Annotated in this window: 25 protein-coding genes; 10 read left to right on the forward strand and 15 right to left on the reverse strand. The window is 65.2% G+C overall.

The genetic code is table 11. From position 1 onward, the window contains the following. Positions 1-7: 7 nt before the first annotated feature. Positions 8-304, reverse strand: a complete 297-nt coding sequence (locus EI171_RS13625) for a hypothetical protein (RefSeq protein ID WP_038965684.1) — start codon at positions 302-304, stop codon at positions 8-10. A gap of 282 nt (positions 305-586) precedes the next feature. On the opposite strand from EI171_RS13625, the gene EI171_RS13630 reads away from it, so the two are divergent. Both EI171_RS13630 and EI171_RS13635 read left to right on the forward strand, forming a co-directional pair. Continuing rightward, a complete protein-coding gene (locus EI171_RS13630; protein ID WP_028174516.1) occupies positions 587-1378 on the forward strand; it encodes a fumarylacetoacetate hydrolase family protein in 792 nt (263 codons plus the stop codon). A gap of 264 nt (positions 1379-1642) precedes the next feature. After that, entirely contained in the window at positions 1643-2065 is a 423-nt protein-coding gene (locus tag EI171_RS13635) for a hypothetical protein (RefSeq protein ID WP_161533588.1), read from the forward strand. Positions 2066-2075: 10 nt separating this feature from the next. Here the strand turns inward: EI171_RS13635 and EI171_RS13640 are convergent, their stop codons facing one another. Genes EI171_RS13640 through EI171_RS13655 form a run of 4 tightly spaced genes read right to left on the reverse strand, consistent with a single transcriptional unit; the run spans position 2076 to position 5406 of the window. Then, positions 2076-2819 (reverse strand): IclR family transcriptional regulator, encoded by a 744-nt coding sequence (locus EI171_RS13640; RefSeq protein ID WP_060908720.1) that lies wholly within the window; start codon positions 2817-2819, stop codon positions 2076-2078. Positions 2820-2856: 37 nt separating this feature from the next. Next, on the reverse strand, positions 2857-3708 hold the full coding sequence (locus tag EI171_RS13645; protein WP_161533589.1) for a CoA ester lyase: 852 nt from the start codon (positions 3706-3708) through the stop codon (positions 2857-2859). Next, positions 3708-4223 carry a MaoC family dehydratase gene (locus EI171_RS13650; RefSeq protein ID WP_323922755.1) on the reverse strand — a complete coding sequence of 172 codons (516 nt, stop codon included), beginning with the start codon at positions 4221-4223 and terminating at the stop codon, positions 3708-3710. The genes EI171_RS13645 and EI171_RS13650 overlap by 1 nt, the downstream gene beginning before the upstream one ends. Continuing rightward, positions 4204-5406 (reverse strand): CaiB/BaiF CoA-transferase family protein, encoded by a 1203-nt coding sequence (locus tag EI171_RS13655; protein ID WP_161533590.1) that lies wholly within the window; start codon positions 5404-5406, stop codon positions 4204-4206. Before EI171_RS13655 ends, EI171_RS13650 begins: the two co-directional genes overlap by 20 nt. A 226-nt stretch (positions 5407-5632) precedes the next feature. Here EI171_RS13655 and dctP point away from each other — a divergent pair, with 226 nt between their 5' ends. The 5 genes from dctP to EI171_RS13680 are packed head-to-tail and all read left to right on the forward strand — an operon-like array spanning position 5633 to position 11039. Beyond that, positions 5633-6661: a TRAP transporter substrate-binding protein DctP gene (gene dctP / locus EI171_RS13660; RefSeq protein WP_161533591.1), complete on the forward strand. Its 1029-nt coding sequence runs from the start codon at positions 5633-5635 to the stop codon at positions 6659-6661. 35 nt (positions 6662-6696) lie between these two features. Next, positions 6697-7251 (forward strand): TRAP transporter small permease, encoded by a 555-nt coding sequence (locus tag EI171_RS13665; protein ID WP_011089532.1) that lies wholly within the window; start codon positions 6697-6699, stop codon positions 7249-7251. A gap of 12 nt (positions 7252-7263) precedes the next feature. Further along, the gene (locus tag EI171_RS13670) at positions 7264-8553 is read left to right on the forward strand and encodes a TRAP transporter large permease (protein ID WP_011089531.1); all 1290 of its coding nucleotides are present in this window, start codon (positions 7264-7266) and stop codon (positions 8551-8553) included. A 40-nt stretch (positions 8554-8593) separates the two neighbouring features. Further along, positions 8594-9760: an acyl-CoA dehydrogenase family protein gene (locus EI171_RS13675; RefSeq protein WP_011089530.1), complete on the forward strand. Its 1167-nt coding sequence runs from the start codon at positions 8594-8596 to the stop codon at positions 9758-9760. 31 nt (positions 9761-9791) lie between these two features. Beyond that, positions 9792-11039, forward strand: coding sequence for an acetyl-CoA hydrolase/transferase family protein (locus EI171_RS13680; protein WP_161533592.1), 1248 nt, complete (start codon positions 9792-9794; stop codon positions 11037-11039). A 53-nt stretch (positions 11040-11092) separates the two neighbouring features. On the opposite strand, the gene EI171_RS13685 is transcribed toward EI171_RS13680, so the two are convergent. The 10 genes from EI171_RS13685 to EI171_RS13725 all read right to left on the reverse strand — a co-directional run bounded on the left by EI171_RS13685 (position 11093) and on the right by EI171_RS13725 (position 16943). Beyond that, a complete protein-coding gene (locus EI171_RS13685; protein WP_161533593.1) occupies positions 11093-12667 on the reverse strand; it encodes an AMP-binding protein in 1575 nt (524 codons plus the stop codon). A 33-nt stretch (positions 12668-12700) separates the two neighbouring features. Then, positions 12701-13336, reverse strand: coding sequence for a uracil phosphoribosyltransferase (gene upp, locus EI171_RS13690; RefSeq protein WP_028174525.1), 636 nt, complete (start codon positions 13334-13336; stop codon positions 12701-12703). Between the two features lie 164 nt (positions 13337-13500). After that, positions 13501-13629 (reverse strand): hypothetical protein, encoded by a 129-nt coding sequence (locus EI171_RS46425; protein ID WP_018641127.1) that lies wholly within the window; start codon positions 13627-13629, stop codon positions 13501-13503. Between the two features lie 90 nt (positions 13630-13719). After that, positions 13720-14106, reverse strand: a complete 387-nt coding sequence (locus EI171_RS13695) for a hypothetical protein (RefSeq protein ID WP_028174526.1) — start codon at positions 14104-14106, stop codon at positions 13720-13722. A gap of 17 nt (positions 14107-14123) precedes the next feature. Further along, positions 14124-14312, reverse strand: coding sequence for a hypothetical protein (locus EI171_RS13700; protein ID WP_028174527.1), 189 nt, complete (start codon positions 14310-14312; stop codon positions 14124-14126). A 110-nt stretch (positions 14313-14422) separates the two neighbouring features. Beyond that, positions 14423-14818: a hypothetical protein gene (locus EI171_RS13705; protein WP_161533594.1), complete on the reverse strand. Its 396-nt coding sequence runs from the start codon at positions 14816-14818 to the stop codon at positions 14423-14425. A 27-nt stretch (positions 14819-14845) separates the two neighbouring features. Then, positions 14846-15763, reverse strand: coding sequence for a 4-hydroxy-tetrahydrodipicolinate synthase (gene dapA, locus EI171_RS13710; RefSeq protein ID WP_161533595.1), 918 nt, complete (start codon positions 15761-15763; stop codon positions 14846-14848). A 25-nt stretch (positions 15764-15788) separates the two neighbouring features. Further along, positions 15789-16043, reverse strand: a complete 255-nt coding sequence (locus EI171_RS13715) for a hypothetical protein (RefSeq protein WP_060908712.1) — start codon at positions 16041-16043, stop codon at positions 15789-15791. Between the two features lie 131 nt (positions 16044-16174). Continuing rightward, complete coding sequence (locus EI171_RS13720) at positions 16175-16435, reverse strand: hypothetical protein (RefSeq protein WP_060908711.1); 261 nt, start codon at positions 16433-16435, stop codon at positions 16175-16177. 40 nt (positions 16436-16475) lie between these two features. After that, complete coding sequence (locus tag EI171_RS13725; protein WP_161533596.1) at positions 16476-16943, reverse strand: hypothetical protein; 468 nt, start codon at positions 16941-16943, stop codon at positions 16476-16478. A 433-nt stretch (positions 16944-17376) separates the two neighbouring features. Between EI171_RS13725 and EI171_RS44740 the strand changes: the two genes are divergently transcribed. The 3 genes from EI171_RS44740 (at position 17377) to kdpA (ending at position 19452) form a co-directional block, all read left to right on the forward strand. After that, positions 17377-17535: a hypothetical protein gene (locus EI171_RS44740; RefSeq protein WP_162185871.1), complete on the forward strand. Its 159-nt coding sequence runs from the start codon at positions 17377-17379 to the stop codon at positions 17533-17535. An 11-nt stretch (positions 17536-17546) separates the two neighbouring features. Next, positions 17547-17636 carry a K(+)-transporting ATPase subunit F gene (locus EI171_RS13730; RefSeq protein WP_038965694.1) on the forward strand — a complete coding sequence of 30 codons (90 nt, stop codon included), beginning with the start codon at positions 17547-17549 and terminating at the stop codon, positions 17634-17636. Between the two features lie 112 nt (positions 17637-17748). Continuing rightward, positions 17749-19452 (forward strand): potassium-transporting ATPase subunit KdpA, encoded by a 1704-nt coding sequence (gene kdpA, locus EI171_RS13735; RefSeq protein ID WP_161533597.1) that lies wholly within the window; start codon positions 17749-17751, stop codon positions 19450-19452. Positions 19453-19457 lie beyond the last annotated feature (5 nt).

The following is a 19457-nucleotide window of genomic DNA, read 5'->3' on the forward strand; positions in this document are numbered from 1 at the left end:
CGGGCATCTACGCGGCAGATTCTATATTCACCAGGACTTCTCCGGCGATGATTTCGGGATCCCCGAGATCAAGGTCATGCATGCTTGCTTGAACGAACTCCATCACCTTGTCGTTCGCCGCATTGGCGCATTCGCGGTCCTCAAATATCATCACGGCGACACCAACGCCTTCGCCCCCATCCAGCACATAGTAAGACTTGAAGCCGCGCGACTCCCTCAGGATCTGACCGACGCCGCTTTTGGCGCGGCGGGCAGCATCCGCGACCGAACGAACCTTGGTGTATTTTCGAATGAGTATGTACATCAGGCCACCCTTGCGTCTCGGTTCCTCCCCCACGCATCAAAGCATACCGGGCCGCTGCCGGACTAGGGCCTACTTATGGAATGGCCCAAAAGTGGAGGTCAACGCAGGCGCTGACAATGTCCGTCCTGCCGCATGACGGGTTGGATGCGGTTGAAGTTGGCTCATCAATAAGACGATGTCTCGTCGCGCCCGTCCAGCGTTGCTGGCATATTGAATATCGTCTAAGCAGACGGATCGGCGCGCATGAACGCCGACCTGCGAAGCAAAAAGGGAGCACAAAAGATGAAAAAGACCACGCGCCGGGATCTGCTCGCAACAGCCGCCGCAGCCACCGCAGCTTCCATCGCGGAGGTTGCGCCCGCCGCAGCGCAGGCCGGACCGAAGCCGATCTTCCCGGTGCCGATGGTCGCGATCCCGATCGTCGGCGAGACCCAGGTGTTCCAGGTCCGCCGCATCTATTGCATCGGGCGCAACTATGCGGCGCATGCGATCGAGCGCGGCTCGGATCCGAACCGCGAGCCGCCGTTCTTTTTCCAGAAGCCGACGGACGCGATCCAGAACGTCGCGGTCGGCGAGGTCGCCGACCATCCCTATCCGTCGCTGACCAAGAATTATCATCACGAGGTCGAACTGGTTGCCGCGCTGAAATCCGGCGGCACCAATATCCCGGCCGAGAAGGCGCTCGACCACGTCTATGGGTACGCGCTCGGTCTCGACATGACCCGGCGCGATCTCCAGAACGGCATGGCCGCGGAGAAGAAGCCGTGGGAAATCGGCAAGAGCTTTGACCACGCCGCGGTGCTCGGTCCGATCCACCCCGCGAGCAAGACCGGCCATTTCGAGAAGGGCGCGATCTCGCTCGCAATCAACGGCACCGTGAAGCAGAGCTCGGATCTCAGCAAGATGATCTGGAGCGTCGCCGAGCAGATCGCAAAGCTCTCGGAAGCGTTCGAGCTGAAGGCCGGCGACATCATCTATTCCGGCACGCCGGAGAATGTCGGCCCGGTGGTGAAGGGCGACGTGCTGCTGTGCAAGCTCGAGGGACTGCCGGACATGTCGATCAAGATCGTCTGATTGTCTTCGCCTCTCCCCGCGTGCGGGGAGAGGCCGGATTGCACCGTCAGATGCAATCCGCGTCGCGCGCTCGACGCTAACGGGTTTACCAGCGACAAGGTCGCGCCGTAGTTGCGCCGCGCGACCTCCGCTGGAACCGCGGTTTGAAGGCGAGGCCTCTGAATTGCCGGAGTTCCATCGGCGATTGCCCCGTGTTTGGCAACGAACAAACGTTCTGCAGCCATATTTCAGTAAGAAGTGATCTCCCGTGAGGGAGGCGCTCCGATGAACAAAGCTTTGATCACTGCCGTCGTGCTGCTGGCTGGCGTGCCTGCAAGCGCCGCCGCGCAAGAGCGCGCCGGTGCTGCAGCAATCGGAGCCGTATCAGGCGCTGTGGTGCTGGGGCCGATCGGTGCCGTCGCGGGCGCGGTGGTGGGCTATACCGCCGGACCTGCAATCGCCCGGTCCTGGGGCGCGAGAGATTCACGTTCGGCGAGACATCGGCAGCCGCCGCGCCGCGAGACGTATCGCGCAGCCGCAACCGTCGCTCCGCCGCGCGCACGCGAGGCGATGAATGCCAACGGCCAAATCAGGGCTGCCGGCAATCCGCCGGCCCAAGCCGCGCCTGCGGAGCAGCCTGTTGAAGCTGCACCGGCGCAGGCTGCGCCGGCGGAGACTTCGACGCCGCCGATTCAGGGATTCGAATGAAACTTCGGCGCTAGGCCGCGGTGGTCTTCGGCCGCAGCCGGTCGACCGTGCGCGCGATCAGCGCCGCCACCTCGGCGACCTTCGGCCCAATCCGGAACTCCGGCCCCGCGACGACGACGGAGAGCCTGCGGTCGCCGATCGGCAATGGAATCGCAGCGCCCGCGAGGTCGCGGCTGTAGTCGCCAAAGCTCTGGCAATAGCCGCGCTCGATCGAGTTGCGCAGTTCGGCTTCCACCGCATCGATGCTGATCGGCGTTGACGGACCGTACTGCTTGAACTCGATCTTGCGATAGACGGAGTCGCGCTCCTCCTGCGAATATTGCAGCAGCAGGGCGCGGCCGCTCGCGGTCGCGTGGATCGGCACGCGGTGGCCGATGGTCGCGAAATAGCGGATCGCCGCCTTGGACTCGACGACGTCGATGAACACGGCCATCACGCCCGCGGGCGCCACGATCGACGCCGTCTCGCCGGTCTCGGCCGAGAGATCGGCAACCAGCGTATGCGTCCATGGCGGCAGCGGCTCGACCTCCGAGATCATCCGCGCCATGGCGAGCCAGCGCGGTGTCGGATAGAAGCCGGCGCGCGGCCGCGGCTCGTACAGATAGCCCTTCTCCGAGAGCGTCGCGAGCAGGTTGAAGGTCGACGAGCGCGGCCAGCCGAAATGATCGGCGATCTCCGCAAGCGTCGCCGGCTTCCTCGTCTGGGCGAAGAATTCCATGATCTCCAGGACGTTTGCGGCTTGGCGAACGATCATGATCCGGTCCCGTCTGTCGCAGCGCGATGCCCTTGATCTAGGACTGGCCGAGGATCTTCTTCGCGGCGCGAAGATGCGGCTTGTCGATCATCTGGCCGTCGAGCCGCAGCGTGCCGGAATTGGGATTGCTCGCGAACGCCGCGATCACCTTCTCCGCCCAGCTGCGCTCGGCTTCCGTCGGCTCGAATGCCGCGTTGACGACATCGACATGCTTGGGATGGATCAGCGCCTTCGCCGAAAACCCGTCGCGCCGCGCCGCCCGGGTTTCCTGCTCGAGGCCGGCCAGATTGTCGATGTCGGTATAGACAGTGTCGATCGGCGCGACCTCGGCCGCGGCGGCTGCCATCAGGCAGAGATCGCGCGCGAGGCGATAGGGACTGTGGAACACGCCGCCCGAGGACTTCTCCGTGGCACCCAAAGAGGCGGAGAGATCCTCCGCGCCCCACATCAGGCCGGCGAGGCGAGGGGAGCAGCCCTTGTAGCTGCCGAGCCCGAAGATCGAGCCGGCGGTCTCCGTCGCGACGCAGACGATGCGGGTTGCGCCGACCGTGATGCCGGCCGCCGCCTCGAGTGCTTCGAGCCAGGTCGCGACCTGCCGCACATCGTCGCCGCCTTGCGATTTCGGCAGCACGATGCCGTCGGGCCTGCCCGGCATCACCGCGGCGAGATCGGCCAGCGTCATGCCGGTGTCGAGTGCGTTGACGCGGACATAGAGCTGCTGCGGGCCGGGACGGCTCTTCAGCATCGCCAGCGTCAACCCGCGTGCTTCCGCCTTCTTCTCGGTGACGACGGAATCCTCGAGATCGATGATCAGCGCGTCGGCCTTGCCTTCGCTCGCCTTCTCGAATTTGCGCTGGGAATCCCCCGGCACGAACAGCATCGAACGCATCAGACCGGCCTCTTGTGCATCATCGCCATGCGGCGGCATTTTCCGACGATCTCGTCGTTCTGGTTCAGGGCGTGGTGCTCGAACTCGACGATGCCCGCCTTGGGGCGCGATTTGGATTCCCGCAACGAAAGCACCTTCGTCGTTGCCCGCAAGGTGTCGCCATGGAAGACCGGTTTCGGAAAGGTGACGTCGGTCATGCCGAGATTGGCGACGGTGGTGCCCATGGTCGTATCATAGACCGTCATGCCGATCATGATGCCGAGAGTGTAAAGGCTGTTGAAAATGCGCTGGCCGAACTCGGTCTTTTCGGCGAAATGCGCGTCGATATGCAGCGGCTGCGGGTTGAGCGTCAGCAGGCTGAACATGGTGTTGTCCATCTCCGTGACGGTCCGGGTCAGCGGATGCCTGAACTCCTGGCCCACGGAAAAGTCCTCGAAATAAAGTCCGGCCATCGCGATTTCCTCCCTGTATCGTGCGGTTTGGCTGGCGCTGCCGTTAAGGCGGCGCCGCCAGATGAACTGCTTTCTGCTGCGCGAGCGCTTCGATCTCGTCTGCCGAGAAGCCGGCCTCGTGCAGGATGTCGCGGCCATGCTGGCCGAGCGTCGGCGCCGGGCCGGCCGGCTCCGGCTGGGTCACGCTCCAGGTCGAAGGCACCCGCATCTGGCGGATGCGGCCTTCCACGGGGTGATCGACCGTCCTGAAGAAGCCGACCGCGTTGAGATGCGGATCGTCCAAAATCGTCTCCAGGGTGTGCATCGGGATCACCGGAATGTCGGCGTGCTCCAGCAGCTCGCGCCACTCCGCGGTGGTGCGGGTGAGGAAGATGTGGCCGATCTCCTCATAGATCTCGTCGATATGTTTCGTGCGTGACGCGTGGTTGGCGAAGCGCGGCTGCTGCAGGAATTCCGGCTGCCCGATCGCCTCGAAGAAGCTGCGCCAGTGCTTGTCGTTGTAGATCAGGACGCAGAGATAGCCGTCGCTGGTCTTGTAGGGCTTTCGGTAGCGCGAGAGCAGGCGGACATAGCCGCCATGGTCGAGCGGCGGATCGTAGGTGAGGCCGCCGAGATGATCGACCAGCACGAACTCGGTCATCGATTCGAACATTGGCACGTCGATGCGCTGGCCCTGGCCGGTGCGCTGCTGGTGCATCAGCCCGCCCATGATGGCGTTGACCATCATCAGACCGACGACGCGGTCGGCGATGGTCACAGGGACGTAGCGCGGCGTGCCGTCACCGGCGGCTGCGAGCAGCGTCGGAATGGTCGCTGCGCCCTGGATCAGATCGTCGTAGGCGGGCTTTGCGGCGTAGGGGCCGGATTGGCCGTAGCCGAAGGCGCCGACATAGACGAGGGCGGGATTGACCGCGGCCAGCGTCTCGTAGTCGAGGCCGAGCCGCGCCATCGCCTGCGGGCGCACATTATAGACGAGCGCGTTGGCGCGCCTCGCCAGCCGCAGCAGCGTGTCGCGGCCTTCCGTCTTCTTGAGGTCGAGGACGATGCTGCGCTTGCCGCGATTGGCGTTGTGAAACATCCCGCCCATGCCGGGCGTGCGGCCGGGACCGATCTGGCGGACGATGTCGCCCTCGGGGCTTTCGACCTTGATGACGTCGGCGCCCATGTCCGCCAGCACCTGGGTGCCGTACGGGCCCATCAGGACGGAGGTCAGGTCGAGAACGGTGAAGCCGGCGAGCGGTCCCATGGGGCCTCGTTGGGTGCATTCATATTCGTGGAGTTAGAATTCATAAATCTGAGGTGTCAATTCGACCGTCCCGATGTTCCGTGCATGGGCCCATGCATAGTTCATATACTTGACTTATAAATTCACGTATATGTACATTTTCCTCAAGCAAGAAGTGGAGTGAGGGCCGGACGGATGGCAGCCGAAGGCTGCCGCCTTCGGCATGGGACGCGTCAGGGAGAACGAAATGAAGAAGAACAAGGTCTGGGCCGCAGCAGTGTTCGCGCTCGCGCTGCCGGTCTCGACGTTTCAGGCGCAGGCGCTGGAGCTGAAGGTCGCCGATAGCTTCCCCGCCGGCCACTATCTGGTTCGCCTGCTGCTCAAGCCCTGGATGGACGACGTCACCAAGCGCACCCATGGCGCGGTAACCTTCACCTATTATCCGAACCAGCAGATCGGCAAGGCCGCCGACATGTTGCGGTTGACGCAGTCCGGTGTGGTCGACATCGGCTACATCGGGCCGTCCTATGTCTCCGACAAGATGCCGCTGTCGGAAGTCGCGCAGTTGCCGGGGGCCTTTGAGACGAGCTGCCAGGGCACGCTCGCCTATTGGAAGACCGCGCGCGAGGGCGTTTTGGCCAAGCAGGAATACGCGCCGAACAAGATCAAGCTGCTGTTCGAGGTGGTGCTGCCGCCCTATCAGGTGTGGACCGCAAAAACCAAGGTCGACACGACCAAGGACATGCAGGGCCTGAAGCTGCGCACCACCGGCGGCGCGCAGGATCTGACATTGCGTGCGCTCGGCGCCGTGCCGGTGCGCATGGCGGCGCCCGATGCGTATGAATCGCTGTCGCGCGGTACCATGGACGGCCTGCTGTTCCCGATGGAAAGCGTCGTGGCCTATGGGCTGGACAAGCTGGTCAAGCACGCCACCGAAGGCGTCAGCTTCGGCAGCTTCATCGTCGCTTATTCCATCAACCAGTCGGTTTGGGACAAGCTGCCCGACGACGTGAAGAAGGCGATGAACGAGGCGTCCGAGGCGATCGAGCCGACCGCCTGTGCGCAGGTCGACAAGGAGACGGAGACCACCAGGAAGCACCTTCAGGACCAGGGCGTCAGCTTCGAGCCGCTGCCGGAGGCGACGCGTGCCGAGATGAAGGACAAGCTGAAGGGCGTCGGCAAGGAGTGGGCGAGCGGGCTCGACAGCCGCGGCAAGCAGGCGTCCGCCGCGCTGAAGGAGTTTGAAGATCTGCTCGCCTCCGGTGGCGCCAAGTAACCGTCCATGAAATACGGCAAAGGGAGGCGCTGGAGGTGATCAAGCGGGCGGGAGATGTGCTCGGCGCGCTGGAGCGCGCGCTGACGGTGATCGCGGTGGTGTTCCTGTTCGTGATCATGCTGCTTGTGGTGACCGACGTGTTCATGCGCTACGCGCTGAACCGTCCGTTTGCCTTCACCTATGATCTGATCGGCCTCTATCTTCTGGCCGGCGTGTTCTTCTTCACGCTGTCGGACGGGTTGCGCGAGCATGCGCATGTCGGCGTCGATATCCTCCTGTCGCGCTTCTCGCCGGCGGGACGGCGACTGTCCGAGATCATCACCGCGCTTGCCGGCCTGTTCGTGTTCGTCCTGATCTGCAAGGTCGGGTTCGAGCGTGCGCTGGAGAATTACGAGCAGCACGACGTGCTGGCCGGTGCGATCGCCTGGCCGACCTGGATATCGGCGGCGCTGGTGCCGTTCGGCTGCGGCGTGCTGGTGCTGCGGCTGGCGCTCCAGCTCGTCGGCAATGTGCTGAGCCTCGTCAGCGGGCGCGACCTCTATCCGCTGCCGCCGGTGACCGGCGTCGGCGAAACGCGAAGCTTTGAGTAACGGCAGGCATCCATGACACCTTTCATCGTTCTCGCCCTGCTGTTCGGCCTGCTGGCACTCGGCACGCCCGTCGGCTTCGCCATGGCCTTCTCCGGTTCGGTCGGCCTCGTGATGGTCGGCGGATGGGGCACATTGTTCGGCATCCTGCAAACCGCGCCGCTGTCGACTGTCTCGTCCTACGAGCTGATCACCATCCCGATGTTCCTGCTGATGGCGGACCTCGTGCTGCTGTCGGGTGTCGCGGACGACCTGTTCAAGACGGCGTCGGCCTGGGTCGGGCGCATTCCCGGCGGGCTCGGCATGGCGACGGCACTGGCCGGCGCAGGTTTTGGCGCGATCTGCGGCACCTCGACGGCCTCCGCCGCGACGCTGTCCTCAACCAGCCTTCCCGCGATGATCCGCCAGGGCTATGAGCCCAAGATGGCCGCCGGCGTGGTCGCGATATCAGGCACGCTGTCGATGCTGCTGCCGACCAGCGTCGCGCTCGTCATCTTCGGCCTGCTCGCCGAGGTGAACATCGGCAAGCTCCTGATCAGCGGCATCATCCCCGCGATCCTCGTCACCATCACCATCATGGCCACGATCTACTTCCTGGTCTGGCAGGATCCTTCGCGCGCCCCCGCTGCGAAATCGGTGCCGTGGCGCGAAAAATTCGCGCTGTTGTGGCAAGTCTCGCCGATGGTGGTGCTGTTCTCGATCGTGACGGGCACGATCTATCTCGGCGTCGCCACGCCGACGGAGGCTTCCGCCTTCGGCGCGTTCGGCGCCTTCCTGCTCGCGATCGTCAAGGGCAAGATCACGCCGTCATCGCTTTACCGGACGCTGCTGCGGGCCTGCCACGGCACCTGCATGATCATCATGATCCTCGTCGGCGCCTCGATCTTCGGCTACTTCTTTACGCTCACCCACGTCACGCAGGACCTCGTCGCCTGGATCGGCAGTCTGCCGACTTCGCGCTGGGTGATCATCACGCTGATCCTGTGCGGCTACATCGTGCTCGGCTCCTTCATGGACCAGATCGCCATTCTGGTGCTGACCGTGCCGATCGTGCTGCCGCTGATCAAGACGCTCGGCTTCGATCCGATCTGGTTCGGCGTCATCAAGATCGTCACCGCCGAGGTCGGCATGATCACGCCGCCGGTTGGGCTGAACTGCTTCATCGTCGCCCGCTATGCCAAGCGGCCGGTGGCGGAAGTGTTCCACGGCACTTTCCCGCATTTCATCGCCCATCTGATCGCGATCGCGATCCTGGTGGCGTTTCCGAGCATCATTCTCTGGCTGCCCTCGCAGATGGGGCGCTAGGATCGGAGCCTCTGCTGCTCCCAATCAGGAGATCAAGAACATGGATTTCGCGCTCACCGATCAGCAGGAAGCCATTCGCGATGCCATCGCCAAGATCTGTGAAGGCTTTCCCGATGCCTACTGGTTGAAGAAGGACCATGACGGCGGCTTTCCGCACGATTTCCACAAGGCACTGGCCGACGCCGGCTGGCTCGGCATCTGCGTGCCGGAGGCCTATGGCGGCTCGGGGCTCGGCATCACGGAAGCGGCGATCATGATGCGTACCATTGCCGAATCCGGCGCCGGCATGTCCGGCGCCTCGGCCGTGCATATCAACGTGTTCGGGCTCAATCCCGTCGTCGTGTTCGGCACCGAGGAGCAGCGCAAGCGCATGCTGCCGCCGATGGTCGAGGGCCGCGAGAAGGCGTGCTTCGCCGTCACCGAGCCCAATACCGGCCTCAACACCACCCAGCTCAAGACCCGCGCGGTCGCCAAGAACGACCGCTACATCGTCAACGGCCAGAAGGTATGGATCTCGACCGCGCAGGTCGCGCACAAGATCCTGCTGCTGGCGCGCACCACGCCGCTGGAAGAGGTGCGCTCGCCCACCCACGGCCTCAGCCTGTTCTACACCGACTTCGACCGCAAGAAGATCAAGGTCCACGAGATCGAGAAGATGGGCCGCAAGGTCGTCGATTCCAACGAGCTGTTCTTCGAGGATTTCGAGATCCCGATGGAGGACCGCATCGGCGAAGAGGGCAAGGGCTTCCAGTACATCCTCGAAGGCATGAACCCCGAGCGCATCCTGATCGCGGCGGAAGCCGTAGGCCTCGGCAAGCTCGCGCTGGCGCGCGCGACCGAATACGCCAAGACCCGCGTCGTCTTCAATCGCCCGATCGGCAAGAACCAGGGCATCCAGCATCCGCTCGCGGTGAACTGGGTCGAGCTCGAGGCGGCCTGGCTGATGGTGATGCAGGCGGCCTGGCAATACGACAAGGGCTTGCCCTGCGGCGCTGGCGCGAATGCCGCGAAATATTTCGCAGGCGAAGCCGGCTACCATGCCTGCGAGCAGGCCGTGATGACCCATGGCGGCTTCGGCTATGCCAAGGAGTTCCACGTCGAGCGTTATCTGCGTGAGGTGCTGATCCCGCGCATCGCGCCGGTCAGCCCGCAGCTCGCGCTCAGCTTCATCGCGGAAAAGGTGCTGGGGCTGGCGAAGTCGTACTAGGTTGCCCGCGGATCGGCCGGGAGGATTGCCGATGCCTGAGGACAGCTCGCCGATCGATTTTGCCGGCCTGGTCCGGAACGATGATCTGGTCGTGTGCGGGCAGGCGACGGCGGAGCCGGTCACGCTGACGGAAGCGCTGATGGCGCAGGCAGCACGGCTTCCGCCCTTCCGCATGATGATCGGGCCAGTGTTCTCGGAGACGTTTTCGGCGTCGTGCGCGGGAAATGTGTCGTTCCAGAGCTACGGCGTGATCGGCAATTCGCGGCGGCTCGCGAAAGCGGGGCGGCTCGACGTGATCCCGAGCAATTACAGCGCCTTCTGTGCCGACTTCGCGGCGCGCCGCTACAAGGCCGATGTCGTTCTGGTGCAGCTTGCGGAGTTCGAAGGGCGGCTCAGCGCCAGCCTCTCCAACGACTACGTCATCGATGCCGCGCGCGGCGCACGCCTCGTCATCGCCGAGATCAATCCGGATGCGCCCTTTACGTTCGGCGCCGAATGGCCGGAGGACGTGCCGATCCATGTTCGCGTGGCAGCCCGCAGGCCGCCGATTGAATTGACCTCGACGCCGCTCGATGACGTTTCGCGCCGCATCGCCGCGCATGCGGCAGGCCTGATCGCCGACGGCAGCACGCTCCAGTTCGGCGTCGGCCGAATTCCGGATGCGATGCTGTCCTCGCTGTCGCATGCGCGCCGTCTCGGTATCCATTCCGGCCTGATCAACGATGCCGTCGTCGACCTGATCGAGCGCGGCGCGGTGACGAATGCGGAGAAGGGCATCGATGTCGGCATCACTGTCACCAACCAGGTGATCGGGACCCGGCGGCTCTATCGCTTCGTGCACGAGAACAAGGCGGTCGCGGTGCGGCCGACGTCCTATACGCACGGCCAGAACGTGCTGGCGCGGATCAACCGGCTGGTCGCGATCAATTCGGCGCTTCAGGTCGGCCTCGACGGCAGTGTCAATTCCGAGACGCTGAATGGCGTCGCGATCGGCGCCATCGGCGGGCAGCTCGATTTCGTGCGCGGCGCCAACGCCTCTTGCGGCGGAAGGGCGATCATCGCGCTGCCGGCGACGGCCTCCGACGGGACCAGCCGGATCGTCGCTGACGTCGAGACGGTGACGACACCGCGCGCCGATGTCGATGCCATCGTCACCGAATGGGGCGTTGCGGAGCTGCTTGGCTGCGGCCTTCCCGAGCGCGCGCGCCGCATGATCGCGATCGCGGCGCCTGAGCATCGCGACGCGCTTTCGGCGCGGCTTCGCGGGCCCGCGCGCTAGCTCAGTTCATCATCGCGAGCGTCCATGACGAGATCGTCGAGGAGGTGGCCGGCCTATTCGGCGGTAATCCGCTCCATCGCCATGGCACGAAGCCGGGCGCGCTGGATTTTCACACCGTTGGCGCTGTCGGTGACGGGGAAAGCATCGACGATATAGATTCGTGCCGGCACCTTGTACCCGGCGAGCCGCTCGCGCAGGTGCGCGACCAGCATCTCCTGTTGAGGCGGCTCCGCTGCTGGAATCACAAAAGCGACGCAGCGTGCGTTTCCCTTCAGGTCGACCGCGACGACCTGGGCGTCGGCAACACCTGCGCAGGACTTGAGCTCGTCCTCGATCTCGCCGGGCGCGACAAGGAAGCCGCCGAGCCGCATCGCATCGCCCGCGCGGGTCTCGTAGACGAAGGAGCCGTCGCCGCGCAGCCGGCCGATGTCGCCGGTGCGGAAGAAGCCGTCCGCGGTAATCGCGTCGCGCGTGGCGCCGGGATTGTTGAAGTAGCCGAGGAAGCGTGACGGCGCGCTGATCTCGATCTCGCCCGAGACGCCGGGAGCCACGAGTTCGCCGGTCTCGGTGTCGCGCACGCGGACCCTGGCCTCCGGCGACATCGGCCAGCCGCCGCCCTCGATCCGGTCGGCGAACGCGTCGCTGGCGCGGCCGATCGAGAACAGGGCCTGCACCTCGCTCGAACCGTAGAGGCCGTAAAGCGGCATGCCGCGCGCCTCGGCCTCCGCGGCAAGCTCGCGCCAGCCGGGCTGGAACGCGGCGAAGCCGAACACCTCGGCACGGGGAAAGGGCTGGGCCACGTCGGTGAGGGCGAGGATGCGGCGAAACATCTCGTCGGAGCCGAAGGCGTGGGTGATCTCATGCTCGCCGAGGATCTTCAGCGCCGGCGCCGCTTCGAAGGCGTCGAGCACATGGATGGTCGCGCCCGCCGCGATGAAGCCGAGCAGGCTCGTCATGCCGAAGGTGCCGCAGAACGGCAGCATGGCGAGGAGCGAATGGTCTTGCGGCGCGAGGCTTAGCGCCCTGGCGACGGCGGCGGCGTGCGCGGCCAGCGTCCGCTGCGAATGCGCGACGAGCTTCGGTCCCTTGGTCGTGCCCGACGTGGTGTAGAGCAGCACGGGGAGGCCGACGTCATCCTGGGCGGGCGGGGCCGGCGGATAGGGTTGGTCGAACGCATCGAACCGTACACACGGCCAGTGCGCCGGGATCGTATCCGCGCCGACCACTGCAAGCTGTCGCAGCGCGGGCACCTCGTCCTTGGCGATATCGGCGAGGATGGCGGCAAAGTCGATCGAGCGGAACGCGGCCTCGACCACCATCAGCCTGGCGCCGGACAAGCGAAGCAGATGGGCGACTTCCGCGCTGCGGTAGCGGGTATTGACGGCGGAGACGATCGCACCGAGGCGGGCGGCGGCGAACAGCAGCGCGACCCATTCGATCCGGTTGACCAGCCAGACCGCGACGACGTCGCCCTTGCCGACACCCTGCGCAGCAAGCCAGGCCGCGGTCTTTTCGATATTTGCCGAGAATTCCGCGCGCGAGACCGGCGTGCCGTCGAACACGAAGGCGGGATCCGCGAAGGCCTCGGTGCAGATCAGCGATTGCAGCGAAAATTCGTTGGAGCTCATGGCGCCCGGAGTAACCCGATCGCGCAAAACTGTCTACTTGGTGCCGAACATCCGGTCGCCGGCATCGCCCAGGCCCGGCACGATGTAGCCGTGGTCGTTGAGCCGCTCGTCGATTGCGGCGGTCCAGATCGGCACGTCGGGATGTTCGCTCTGGAACTGCGCGATGCCTTCCGGCGCGGCCAGAAGGCACACGAAGCGGATGTCGCGGGCGCCGCGGTTCTTGAGCAGGGACGCGCCGGCGCAGGCCGAGTTGCCGGTCGCCAGCATCGGGTCCATCAGGATCACGGTGCGGTCGGACAGGTCCTGCGGCGCCTTGAAGTAATATTCCACGGCCTGCAATGTTTCGGGGTCGCGGTAGAGCCCGATATGGGCAATGCGCGCCGAGGGCATCAGCGCCAGCATGCCGTCGAGGAAGCCGACGCCGGCGCGCAGGATCGGCGCCAGCGTGAGCTTCTTGCCGGCGATCTTCGGCGCCCGCATCGATGCGATCGGCGTCTCGATCTCGACCAGCTCCAGCGGCAGGTCGCGCGTCACCTCGTAGCCGAGCAGCATCCCGATCTCGTTCAGGATCTCGCGAAAGCTCTTGGTCGAGCGGTCCTTCTCCCGCATCAGCGAGAGCTTGTGCTGGACCAGAGGGTGGGCGACGACGTTGACGCTGCTTGTGCTCATGAAACCGCTCTACACGGTTCCGTGAAATTGCGCCAGATCGGCCGGGTATTTTCCGCGGGATACGTGGCCTCAAGCCGGCATCGCGACCTCCTTGCGGGCACGGCTGCTCGCCTCGTAGGCAGCCATGGTCACGGCGGCGGAACTGGCGCGTGAAGAGGTAAAGGCTAGACCCCGAGCCCCCGCGCGACGAGCGTGATCACGATCGTCAGGACCGCGCCCCAGACCAGGCTCAGCGTCATGGTCAGGATCGTCGTGGTGACTGCGTGCTCGAGATTTCCCTTGAGGAGCTGCACGCTACTTGTCCGGGGCGGGCGCCGCGCCGATGCGCATGCCGAGCAGCAATGCTCCCATCAACACAACCAGGATCGCGATCTTGAGCTCGATCATGTCCGCCGTCTCGCGGTCACGCGTGCAAGAAGCTGCCTCGCTCCCTCCGCGAGCACAATCAGCGGATTGCCGCGGTTCTCGATGTCGAGCTCGAAGGTCTCGGCGGGAAACACCAGCGCGCACCGCGCCGGCGCGCTCTGACGGTTGGCGAAATCCACCGCCGAGCTCTTGAACAGGAACAGGCCGCCGACGCGTCCGTTCGCTTCGCGCGCCACCCAGAGGCCGGCGCTGTTGCGTCCAATGAAGAAGGCGGGAATGGCGGCGCTGACGACATCCGGATCGAGTGGCTTGAGCGCCGCCGCCTGCCTGGTGTCGGGGCGGCGACGGGAAGCCTGAAGCGCAATTGCGGCCATGGCGGCTTCCTCACACATCTGCAAGGTCATAGGGGCCTCCCTGCGGGTCAGCCGTGCATGTGCCAGACATAGATTGCGGTCCTCAGCGCGATCAGCGCGGTGAGCACGCTACCCATCGAGAGCAGCGTCAGTGTGCCGAGAGCGAAACCTTTGAGCTGCGCCTTGCGTGCCTCGGAGATGCGCGCCGAACGCCCAGGCACGAAGGGGCGGTCAAGGCCATGTGTCAGGATCGACATTTTTTCAGTCCTTATCCGGAGTGGCGAGACGGCCGCTCCGATCTGTCCCGTATGATGGCCACCGCTGCGTATGATTGCGAGGTGACCGCCGCAGTTGCCGTATAGGAAAGTCATAAAGGCGCCGGCGGTCGCGCCAGCAGTCCTCTGAAGAGGTTTTGGTCGCGTTTCGGTTGCGGTTTGGATCGCGCAGGCTTCGAACGCGCCAGCCCGACGGCGGCGGCGAAGGCGAGCCGCAGCCGCGGCTCCTCGATCTGCTTGCAGAAGCCGTCCAGGGTCGCCTGCGCGTCTTGCTGCCGGCCGTCGATGGCCGCGCAGAGACGGGAGCTGGTGCGCCGGAAGAAGTGCAGCGAGTCCTCGCCGCTGCGCCGGCCGCCGAGACGATCGAGTTCAACCGCGAGTGCGGCGACATTGTGCCTGTCGGAGTCGCTCAGCGTCACGGCAAAGCGCAGGATCGCCAGCTGCCAGGCGCCGAGCAGCCTCCGATGATCTTCAACTGATGGCGGCATGCGAGATCCGAACGACTGCGCGAGGCGTCAGGCGCCGACGCGGTCGATCAACTCCTCGTCGGCGATCGCGGCGAAGGCGTGTACCACCTCCCGCTGCGCGGCCGCGTCCAGCGGCACGATCGGCAGCCTCGTCGCCGGTGACATCAGGCCCAGCACGCTCAGCGCGCTCTTGAGCGCCGCCGGGCCGTCCTTGGAGAGGCATGTGATGAGCGGGATGAGGCGCCTGTGCAGGTACCGTGCCGATTGCAAGCGGCCTTGCCTGACCTGCGAGAAGATCATGCGGCACAGATCGGGGGCGATGTTGGAGACTTCCGAGATCGCGCCGTCGCCGCCGCTTGCGATGTAGCCGAACGCGGTGACGTCGTCGCCGGAGAGCAGGCGAAAGCCGGCCGGGAGCAACCGGGCGAGGCGCATCGGACGGGCGATGTCGCAGCTTCCATCGCGCAGGCCGACGAACTGGCGGGATTCGACGAGACGCACCAGCGTCTCGTCGGCGAGCGGGCGCAGCGTGCGAGAGGGAATATCGTGCAGGATCACGGGCAGGCCGGTTGCACCGGCGATGGCCCGGAAATGCGCGAGCATCCCCTCCTGCATCGGCTTGTTGTAGGCCGGCACCACCGCCATCACGGCATCGGCGCCGGCGGCCTCCGCACGCCGCGCGAGCGCGATGGCCTGGCTGGTCGCGTTCGACATCGCGCCGGCGATGATCCGCACCCGGCCGCGGGCGACGTCCGCCGCGGCGCGAATGACGAGCTCCTGCTCGGCCGCGGAGAGCGTCGGCGCCTCGCCGGCCGTCTCGCAGACCACGATCTCGGGGACGCCAGCCGCGACCTGGCGCTCGCAGAGCGCGGCGAACGCCTTGAGATCGATTGCGTCAGCCGCGTCGAGCGGCGTCGGCAGGTCCGGAATGAAGCCTGTGAACCAGGCAGCAGGAGGAGTGAACATGGCTTTTCCGCCGGATGGCGCCGGCTCAGGCGGCGCGCTGCGAGACGATGGCGTTGGGGCTCTTGCCCATGTCGAGCTCGATCTCGCGCGGCAGCTCGACGATGGTCTCCGGATGCTGTCCGTTCTCGAACAGCGCATATTTGACGGCCTGGGCGCGGCTGACGAACAGGCCGCCATAGAGGCCGTTCTGCTCCTGCGCGACCCATTGTCCCCGGCGGTTGCGGCCGATGAGGACGATGGTTGAGGTGGAGGTGCACGAGGGAGGGTCGACGAGTTTCACGGATGTATTCCTTCTGAACGACGCCGGCGCGGGATGCACGTCCCTGCCTGCGCGCTCAATATCCCGTCTCGCGAATATGATTTCGAGGGCGGGTGCGCGGTGATCTCATAGGAAGGTCATAAGCCGACCGCTCAGGTCACATCATTGGCAATGTGGACCAGCGCGAAGAGCGCACCGAATGCAGCAGCTTCGTCCCAATGATTGAGGGCAGGGCCGAACAGCGCTTCGCGTCTGACGAGGCCGGCGAGCGCGCACAGGATGATCGACATCCAGAGCAGAACGGCAAGGCTTCGGCCGAAACCGACGCTACCGAATGCGGCAAAGGCGGCGAGCAGCGCGATGCGGACGGCGAAGCGTGCGATCACGCGCGCCGGGCTCAGCTTGTGCGGCATGTCCGGAGCTTGCGACAAGGTGTGAACCCGTCAAGCTGCTCTAGCCGAAATTGTCGCAGGCGACCGGCTCGTAGAGCGGATCCGGCACAGGACGAACGGAGGGAACGCTCGGCCGCGATACGTCCACGGCCAATGCCCGGACCTCGACGAAGGCCGACAGCAAGGCCAGTGCGAGGTCGGCGTGGCGTGCCTCGACCGCAGCGTCGAGCCAGTCCGGCAGCTCACGCTCGCGCGAGAGCGCGCAGTGCCACTCGCCCACGTCATAGGCGATGCGGCGGACCTGCCATAGCGGCAGCTCGAGCTCGATCAGCGCCAGCGCCGCATCGGCCCAGGCCTCGGCGTCGATCAGGCGCATGACGCGCGTGGTGCGTTCGTTCTGGCCGAGCGAGGGGATGCGCCGGCAAGCATAATCGATGACGTCGTGCATCAGCGGTCGCGTCATCGCCGGCGCCGCGTGAAGCCGCTGGCTGAGGGATGGTGGGTCGAGACGTCGGAGAGCGGCGGTCATGTCAGGCCTCCCGGAGTTGGCGTCGGTCAGTCGGCCGGCATTGCCAAGATGGCCGGGAGGGCATTTGAAAACGAGATGGGGATCGGGCGAGAGATATAGGGATTTCATAAGTGCCCGGATTCTTCCGTGTAAGACCGACAGATCCTCGCCTGCCGTCTCGGTCGTAGGTGGAGGCTTATAGAAGCAGGGCTTTTTGAAAAGACCTCGGCGCCGGCCCGCCGTAACAACGGGAGGCGAAAGCGTTGGTGGATCGCGTCGCTGCGCGGCCTGCCTGGAACGATCGCCTGGAATGCGTCGTCCGTGTCGTACGGCCGGCGGCTACGACGGGCCGGCCTTTATGAGATTCCTATAACGTCGCCATAGGCCTCATCTCGAAAACCTATGTGCGCGGTGGCACTTCGGCGCGGTGACGTTTCCCGGCCGGGAGAGACACGTGTTGCATTCGCCCGCAGCAAGCGGCCCGCCGGCGGGCAATGCCGGAGATCGTCTCGCATTGAGGAGTATCGCCATGATGGACATTCTGATGCTGGCGCTGGGCTTCGTCTTCTTTGCCCTCGCGATCGGCTACACCTACGCCTGCGAACGGCTGTGATGGAGCACACCATGATCTTCGATTATGCGCTCGCCGGTGCCGTCTCGTTCGGCCTCCTGTTCTACCTCACTTATGCACTGCTGCGGCCCGAGCGGTTCTGAGCCGTGCCGCTGCTTGCCGAATTGCTGCTGGCCGACGTCGCACTCGTCGCGGGCCTGCTTGCGCTACTCCTGCCACTGTTGCGGCGGACACAAAGCCTGAAGGGTTAATGCCATGACCATGATCGGTTGGCTCCAGATCATTCTTTTCTGCGTCATTATCGTCGCGCTGACCAAGCCGCTCGGCTGGTACATGACGCGCGTGTTCAACGGCGAGCGGACCTTCCTGTCGCCGGTGCTGCGTCCGATCGAAGCCGGGATCTACTGGATCTCCGGCGTCGATGAGAGGCGCGAACAGCATTGGCTGACCTACACGGTCGCCATGCTGCTGTTCCATGTCGGCGGCTTCCTGGTCATCTACGGCGTGATGCGGCTCCAGGCCGTGCTGCCCTTCAATCCGGCCGGGCAGTCGGCGGTGGCGCAGGATCTCTCCTTCAATACCGCGATCTCCTTCATCACCAACACCAACTGGCAGAACTACGGCGGCGAGAGCACGCTGTCCTATCTCGTGCAGATGCTCGGCCTGACGCACCAGAACTTCCTGTCGGCGGCCACCGGCATCGCGCTGGCGATGGCCCTGATTCGCGGCTTCTCGCGCGCCTCGGTGCGCACGGTCGGCAATTTCTGGGTCGACGTGACGCGCTGTACCCTCTACGTGTTGCTGCCGATCTGCGTCGTCTACACGCTGTTCCTGGTCTGGCAGGGCATGCCGCAGACGCTCGGCGACTATGTCGAGGCCACCACGCTCGAAGGCGCCAAGCAGACCATCGCGGTCGGCCCGGTCGCCTCGCAGGTCGCGATCAAGATGCTCGGCACCAATGGCGGCGGCTTCTTCAACGCCAATGCCGCGCATCCCTTCGAGAACCCGACGGCGCTGTCGAACTTCGTGCAGATGCTGTCGATCTTCGCGCTCGGGGCCGCGCTCACCAACGTGTTTGGCCGCATGGTCGGCAACCAGCGCCAGGGCTGGGCGATCCTCGCCGTGATGGGCGTGCTTTTCGTCGCCGGTGTCGCGGTCACCTACTGGGCGGAAGCCAACGGCACCTCTACCATGCATGCGCTGGGCCTGACCGGCGGCAACATGGAAGGCAAGGAGGTTCGCTTCGGCCTCGTCGCGTCCTCGCTGTTCGCCGTGATCACGACGGCCGCCTCGTGCGGCGCCGTCAACGCCATGCATGACAGCTTTACCGCGCTCGGCGGCATGATTCCGCTGATTAACATGCAGCTCGGCGAGATCATCGTCGGCGGCGTCGGCGCAGGCCTCTACGGCATGCTGCTGTTCGTCGTGCTCGCGATCTTCGTGGCCGGCCTGATGGTCGGCCGCACGCCGGAATATGTCGGCAAGAAGATCGAGGCGCGCGAGGTCAAGATGGCGATGCTCGCGATCCTGGTGCTGCCGCTGATGTATCTCGGCTGGACCGCGGTCGGTGTGGTCTATCCGGCGGCGGTTGCCTCCATGGCGAATGCCGGCCCGCACGGTTTCACCGAGGTGCTCTATGCCTTCACGTCGGCGACCGGCAACAACGGCTCGGCCTTCGCGGGCCTGACCGGTAACACCCTCTTCTACAACCTCACGCTGGCAAGCGCGATGTTCGTCGGCCGCTTCTTCATGATCGTTCCGGCGATGGCGATCGCGGGCTCGCTCGCCGCCAAGAAATCGATCCCTCCGTCGGCGGGCACCTTCCCGACCACGGGCGGGCTGTTCGTCGGCCTTGTCGTCGGCGTCATCCTGATCATCGGCGGCTTGACGTTCTTCCCGGCCCTCGCACTCGGCCCCATCGTCGAGCACCTCGCGATGAATGCCGGCCAAGTCTTCTGATCGAC

This window comes from Bradyrhizobium sp. LCT2, assembly GCF_009931255.1.
In the GTDB taxonomy this organism is placed as follows: Bacteria; Pseudomonadota; Alphaproteobacteria; order Rhizobiales; family Xanthobacteraceae; genus Bradyrhizobium; species Bradyrhizobium diazoefficiens.